A 6,255-nucleotide genomic window follows, 5' to 3' on the forward strand; every position below is an offset into this window, starting at 1 on the left:
AATGGCACTTCACAAGGGACCGGACGGATCGGATGGCGCGGCCGAGAAGCGCGGCTACTCGGTCAACCCCTTCTACGGCGAGGCCGACCCGGTGGGCGGGATGGCGGCGACGCCGCCGAGGCACCACTTGCCGGACGGCCCGATGACGCCGTCCGCGGCGTATCAGTTCGTCCGCGACGAACTGATGCTCGACGGCAACTCCCGGCTGAACCTGGCGACGTTCGTCACCACGTGGATGGAGCCGCAGGCGGGCGTGCTGATGGCCGAGTGCCGCGACAAGAACATGATCGACAAGGACGAGTACCCGCGCACCGCCGAGTTGGAGCAGCGGTGTGTGACGATCCTCGCCGACCTGTGGCACGCGCCCGACCCGCTGTCGGCCGTCGGCTGTTCGACCACCGGTTCCAGCGAGGCGTGCATGCTGGCCGGGATGGCGTTCAAGCGCCGCTGGGCGCAGCGGAACGCCGACCGTTACCCGTCGAAGGCCCGCCCCAACCTGGTGATGGGCGCGAACGTCCAGGTCTGCTGGGAGAAGTTCTGCAACTTCTGGGAGGTCGAGGCGCGCCAGGTGCCGATGGAGGGCGACCGCTACCACCTCGACCCGGCCGCCGCGGCCGAGCTGTGCGACGAGAACACCATCGGGGTCGTCACCGTACTCGGCTCCACCTTCGACGGTTCGTACGAGCCGGTGGCCGACGTGTGCGCGGCGCTGGACGCGTTGCAGGAGCGTACGGGCCTCGATGTGCCGGTCCATGTGGACGGCGCGTCCGGCGCGATGATCGCGCCCTTCCTCGACGAGGAACTGACGTGGGACTTCCGGCTGCCGCGCGTCGCCTCCATCAACACCTCCGGACACAAGTACGGGCTGGTGTACCCGGGGGTGGGGTGGGCGCTGTGGCGGGACAAGGAGGCGCTCCCGGAGGAGTTGGTCTTCCGCGTCAACTACCTGGGCGGCGACATGCCGACCTTCGCCCTGAACTTCTCGCGCCCCGGCGCGCAGGTGGCGGCCCAGTACTACACCTTCCTGCGGCTGGGCCGGGACGGCTTCCGCGCGGTGCAGCAGGTGGCACGCGACGTCGCGACGACACTGGCCGGACAGATCGAGACACTGGGCGACTTCCGCCTCCTGACGCGCGGCGACGAGCTGCCGGTCTTCGCCTTCACGACGGCCGACGGCGTTGAGAACTTCGACGTCTTCGACGTCTCACGCCGCCTGCGCGAACGCGGCTGGCTGGTCCCCGCCTACACCTTCCCCGCCAACCGCGAGGACCTCTCCGTCCTCCGCATCGTGTGCCGCAACGGCTTCACCCACGACCTCGCCGACCTCTTCATCCAGGACCTCACCCAACTCCTCCCCGAACTCCACCGCCAGCCGGGCCCATTGGGCCGCCCGGAGGGGGCGGCGACGGCCTTCCACCACTGAACGCGTCGCGGGGGCCTTCACTCGTGGTCAGCGCCTTGCGCCCGCGGGCCACAGGACGCGAACCGGCACCCCGTTCCGCTCGGCGTGGGCCACGACATCCGCCGTCCCTCCGTGCCCCCGCGCGGGTTCGCCGTCCCACACGGCCAGCACCTCGTCCGCGAGCCCGACGAGGATTTCGCTCCCCGCCATGTGCGCCTGGGGGTCGGAGGTGGTCTTGCCCGTACGGTGGATTTCGACGGCCTGGTGCACGAGCCGGTCGTACAGCTGTCGATGCCCCTCGGGCAGGCCCTCGCGATAGCGCTTGGCGGGAACGACCACTTCGAGGCGTCCGCCGTGCGCCAGGACAGCCTCCGCGAACCAAGCGTCGGGGCCGTCAGCGATGCAGGAGACACCGACCAGATCCGCGGCCGAATACTGAGTGACCGCCTCCCCGAGCATTTTCCGAACCTGGGACTCAAGCTCTTGGCTCAGTCCGCGGTGACCGGTGATCCCCACACGCATGGGCTCCTCCTTCAGAGGTGAACGCCGTGAAAGCGCCCGTCGAATTCGCGCACGACCTTGGGAGGCGACGTGCAGGTCAGCGAGCGACGCATCGCGCGGGCGCACTCCACCACGCGGCTGGACTTGTATTGAAGCCCCGTGCTGACAGCCCGCGATGCCAGGGAAAAGGCCGCCTCCACTCTCCCGGCCGCAAGGTGGCCGGCGGCCAAATCCAGCATGGTGAGGGCCCGCTGTTTGTCGTTTCCATTGACCAGGGCTTCCGTGCCGGCCGCGAACACCCACTGAGGCAGGCCGAGCCTGGCACCACAAGCAGTGCGGCAAGCCGCGACTTTCGCGACGTCAAAAGGGAATACCCACGGCCACAGCGGCGGCTCCCCGGCGCTCAGTGTCTCCGCCAGACCCCGACTGCGGATGAGCGCCTGGTCCGCTCCCCGTTGATTCCCATTCACCGCGTACGCGAGAGCCTCGACGGAAGTCAGCCAAGCATCGGCCACAGCCGGGGGCGCGTCCCCCAAGTACCGCCGCGCGTCCCGTGAGAGGTTGAGCGCTTCGACGCCGTTGCCGACGTACGCTTCGAACTGCGCTTGGCTGCCTGCCTGGTAGGCCGTCAAGAGTGGGTCTCCGAAGGCGCGGGCGGCCCGTACCGCCGAGCCGTACCAACGCCGTGCGGAACCGTGGTCCCCCATGTCCAACGCCAGCCATCCTGCGAAGCTCGCAGCCTCACTGGCGACAGCTGCCAGCCGAACACGCGCATTCTGATGCGAAGCGTGCCGACTGATGCTCTGGATCAGCCGAATATGAGACTCGACGGCGTCCGCGAGATCCCGTGACGGAGTGGAACCGTCCAGCCTGCGGTATATCGCCGTGTTGAGCCGTAGGGCTGCTGCTTGGCTTACGGTTCCATCCGGCTCGGGTGCCGCGCCGAGCAGGGGCGAGGCCGCTGTGGCGGCGATGCTTCCTAGAAATCCGCGTCGTTCCACTGGGTCTGTCCCGCCTCGTAGCGCGTGCTTATCGGCGAGGCCAACAACCTGGGGCGGGATTTCCAAGTGCAGGGCGACGGCCGACAGGATGTCGGTCCCGTACGAACCTGGTCCGCGCTTTTCCAACCTTGAGATCGCTGACTGGGACAGGCCACATGCCTCGCCCAACTGTCGTTGTGTCATTCGAGCTTGTTTTCGAACCATCTCGATGACCTTGCCGTAGTCGCCAGCACTACTGGCGTCTCTGATGGCCGATGACTGCCAGTTCAACGGCGTCCCTCCCACGGTACGAGCTCACCCAACGGTGCCACGAATTCCGTACCCGCTGTGCGCATATCCACATGTGAGTGATGCATCGGCGATGTACTCGGACCGGCCGCCGAGCGTTCACTGCCTGTCAGCCGTCGGAGGGAACCGCATTCGCATGGGGTTCCTTGACCGGCGACCTGGAGGAGAGCCCGCACCGCGCCACCCCCGTCGTGGAGGCGGACGCCCCACCCGTGGAGGGAAGACCGTGAACTTGCCCGCGACCCGGCCGCACGCAGTTGGTGCCCCCGGCTATGACGAGACGCTGCTCTGCGAACCGGAGTCAGCGCATCGCGCTCGCCTACTCGTTTCCGCCGCCCTCAGCGCTTGGGGCGCAGACGAGTTGGTTGATGCCGGAAGGTGGATCGTCTCCGAGTTGGTGACGAACGCCATGGACCACACGCGGTGTCGCGTGGTCCGCGTGGCTGTTCGGCGGCCGACTGACCGCTTGATCCGAATCAGCGTCAGCGACAAATCTCGCGCCCTCCCGAAGGTGCTCCGTCCTGGCAGCGACTGCGAGGAGGGGCGCGGCCTGGTTCTGGTCGACGCTCTGAGCTGGCGTTGGGGCTGTGACCGAAGGCATTGGGGCAAGGTCGTATGGGCTGAGCTTCGCGCGGATGAGAGCGCCTGATGTCCAAGCACGCCAACCGGGCCGCCCTCGCTCCTCACGATGCCGACCGGCCCCCCGTACCGTTCGCCGTCGCATACGACGATGAACAGGGCTGCCCGCTGGACGAGTTGACCGTTGAGGCCACTTCTGGTGAGGAGAAGCCGATGAATCGCACCATCCGCTACATGCCGTGGAAGATCACGCCGGAACCTTCGGCACGACCCGACTACCGCGCCGACTGCATCACAGGCGAGGAGTCCGGCAAGGGGAAAGACTGCGGCGAGATGATCCGCTCCGGCGGCCCGGACTGGGTCGAGGAATGGATGCGCCGCCACACCCAGGCAACCGGCCACCCCCGCTACCGCCGGGCCAGCGCCGACTACGTGACACTGGAACCTCCGGGTGAGCCGGGCTTGGTGATCCCCGGCGAAGTCGCTCAGCCCCGCGCGCTGCCTGCTGGGGGCGACGCTTCATGAGAGGGATCGCCACGTTTCTCGTGCTCGCTGGCTGCCCGGCCATGGCGCTCCTGTACACGATCACCACGCGCAACCACCCCTGAACTCCCCTCCCCGCCGGTGACCCCACGAGGACCCGGCGGCGAGGCGGAACCACCCGACACGCGGACGAAGGGAGCTGCCTATGACACGCCCGTAGATGCCACCACGACCCGCCCTGTGGTGACGCACGGGGGGCAGGCCACCGAAAAACCGAGAACCCGAGGACGCATGGAAGTGCACGACCTCGTCGGCTGGCTGACTACCGACACCCAGACCGACGACCAGGACCAGACCGACACCAGCGACGCCGACACCAACGACGCGTCGTCATAGAGAATCCCGCCCCGGTCGCACGCCCGTGAAGCGAAGCCGGCCGGGGGCGGGGCGGCACAACCCCCGCACGATTACGGCAGAGGACAGCGGGAATCGGACGACAGCAAGTGCAGTGCACCTTTCGCAGAGAGGCACGCGCATGACCGCAACAGCGAACGATCTTCGGACGGGCCGCGCGCTCGTCTCCGAAGAACTGTTCGACAGCATCGCGCACTTCGTCTCTGTTCCCTCCGGGCAGACGCCGGAGCGGGCAGAGACGATCACGGACCAGGCGCTCGCCTTCGTCGCCACGGCGGCAACCGCCAACGTCCCTATGGTCCCCAGTGACGACGTGGATCACGGGCTCCACGCGTTCATCCTGCACACCAAGGACTATGCGCAGTTCTGTCACGCCCACGGCGGGCGGTTCATCCATCACCGCCCGCACACTGGCAACGGTGGGCGGAGCGTCGCAGCGGTCAACGCAACGGTGCGCTCCATGAAGGCAGCCGGGTTCCGGGTGTTCGATGCTCTGTGGACCGTGGACGGTACGTCCGTGGCGCAGTGCGACAGCGACGACGGCCGACCGTACTGACCTCGCGGCAGTAGCCTCCCGTCACCCATGGGGCCGTCCCTCAAAGCTTGGGGGCGGCCCTGTCGCCGAGAGGATCACTGTGGTGCCTGAACCATTCGACATCCCCAAGCACGTTGCAGACGCGGTAAAACCCCTGACCACAAGGCTCGTCGCCAACCGGCGGGGTTCTACTGTCTGGGATGTGGAGACACCCGCCGGCCGCCTTGCCGTCAAGCTCGGCTATCGCTGCCCCCCACACGACTGGACCGCACTGGCACCCGCGCGTGAATCGGTCATCCTTCGCCAGATCATTCCGGAGGAGGTTCAGTGCGGTGAATGGGCCGAGGGGACATGGAGTGCGCAGCCGTGGCGGGAAGGGGTGGACCTGTTCAGCCGATGGGAGCGCCATCGGGCCCATAGATCAGTCCCCAGCCTCGCCGAAGCGCGCTCGTGTGCTGCCGCACTGTCCGCCTTGCACGCGAAAGGCTGGGCGCACGGCGACGTACAGCCGAACCATCTTCTGATGGATACAGCCTGCACGTGGCTCATTGATCTTGGGCTGGCGAGCGGCGGCGGGCACGTCTCGGGCGCCTACGATTTCCCGTACCGCGGGTGCCTTGTCCACTACGAGGCACCGGAGATTTCGTGCAGCGTGCTGGAATCGGGCACGGCGGCCCCGTCGCGTGAGTCGGACGTGTACGCGCTCGGCGCTTCTCTTTTCATCAGTGCCACCGGGTGGCGGCACGTGGACTATCCGGACGACGCGCCCCGCGAAGGCCAGCGACGCGCCATCGTGAGCAAGCCGCACCGGCCCGTGGACATCCCCGGTCCTTTGGGGAGTCTGATCACAGCCATGATGCGCCGAGACCCAGCTGCACGGCCCACGGCTGCCCAAGTCGCGGACTCCCTGAACGAAGCGGCGTACCCCCGCCCCTAGCGACCCCGGCTCCGCGTTTGATGGGTTCCCCCACTGACGGCCGCGGGGGGGGGGGGGGGGGGGGGGGGGGGGAGGAAGGAATGATTGCGACCGAAAGATCCCTCAACTCTTGTAT

7 protein-coding genes and 1 pseudogene are annotated in these 6,255 nt (G+C 67.7%); 5 read left to right on the plus strand and 3 right to left on the minus strand.

The features are described from left to right. Position 1 precedes the first annotated feature (1 nt). The gene (gene gad, locus AC07AB_RS30260; RefSeq protein WP_478573401.1) at positions 2 to 1,423 is read left to right on the plus strand and encodes a glutamate decarboxylase; all 1,422 of its coding nucleotides are present in this window, start codon (positions 2 to 4) and stop codon (positions 1,421 to 1,423) included. 27 nt (positions 1,424 to 1,450) lie between these two features. Here gad and AC07AB_RS30265 read toward each other — a convergent pair whose 3' ends face one another. The 3 genes and pseudogenes from AC07AB_RS30265 to AC07AB_RS30275 form a co-directional block, all read right to left on the minus strand. Further along, a complete protein-coding gene (locus AC07AB_RS30265; RefSeq protein WP_478573404.1) occupies positions 1,451 to 1,924 on the minus strand; it encodes a hypothetical protein in 474 nt (157 codons plus the stop codon). Positions 1,925 to 1,935: 11 nt separating this feature from the next. After that, positions 1,936 to 2,535, minus strand: coding sequence for a DNA-binding protein (locus AC07AB_RS30270; protein ID WP_478573596.1), 600 nt, complete (start codon positions 2,533 to 2,535; stop codon positions 1,936 to 1,938). 480 nt (positions 2,536 to 3,015) lie between these two features. After that, positions 3,016 to 3,108 (minus strand): annotated as a pseudogene (locus tag AC07AB_RS30275) (helix-turn-helix domain-containing protein); the annotation flags it as partial. A 220-nt stretch (positions 3,109 to 3,328) separates the two neighbouring features. On the opposite strand from AC07AB_RS30275, the gene AC07AB_RS30280 reads away from it, so the two are divergent. From AC07AB_RS30280 to AC07AB_RS30295, 4 genes are all read left to right on the plus strand, one after another. Beyond that, positions 3,329 to 3,841 carry an ATP-binding protein gene (locus AC07AB_RS30280; protein ID WP_478573406.1) on the plus strand — a complete coding sequence of 171 codons (513 nt, stop codon included), beginning with the start codon at positions 3,329 to 3,331 and terminating at the stop codon, positions 3,839 to 3,841. After that, on the plus strand, positions 3,841 to 4,296 hold the full coding sequence (locus AC07AB_RS30285; protein ID WP_478573409.1) for a DUF7848 domain-containing protein: 456 nt from the start codon (positions 3,841 to 3,843) through the stop codon (positions 4,294 to 4,296). Before AC07AB_RS30280 ends, AC07AB_RS30285 begins: the two co-directional genes overlap by 1 nt. Positions 4,297 to 4,789: 493 nt before the next feature. Further along, complete coding sequence (locus tag AC07AB_RS30290; protein WP_478573412.1) at positions 4,790 to 5,224, plus strand: glycine-rich domain-containing protein; 435 nt, start codon at positions 4,790 to 4,792, stop codon at positions 5,222 to 5,224. An 82-nt stretch (positions 5,225 to 5,306) separates the two neighbouring features. Beyond that, on the plus strand, positions 5,307 to 6,140 hold the full coding sequence (locus AC07AB_RS30295; RefSeq protein ID WP_478573414.1) for a protein kinase domain-containing protein: 834 nt from the start codon (positions 5,307 to 5,309) through the stop codon (positions 6,138 to 6,140). The last annotated feature ends 115 nt before the right edge of the window (positions 6,141 to 6,255 follow it).

The organism is Streptomyces sp. NPDC044033, from assembly GCF_056434425.1.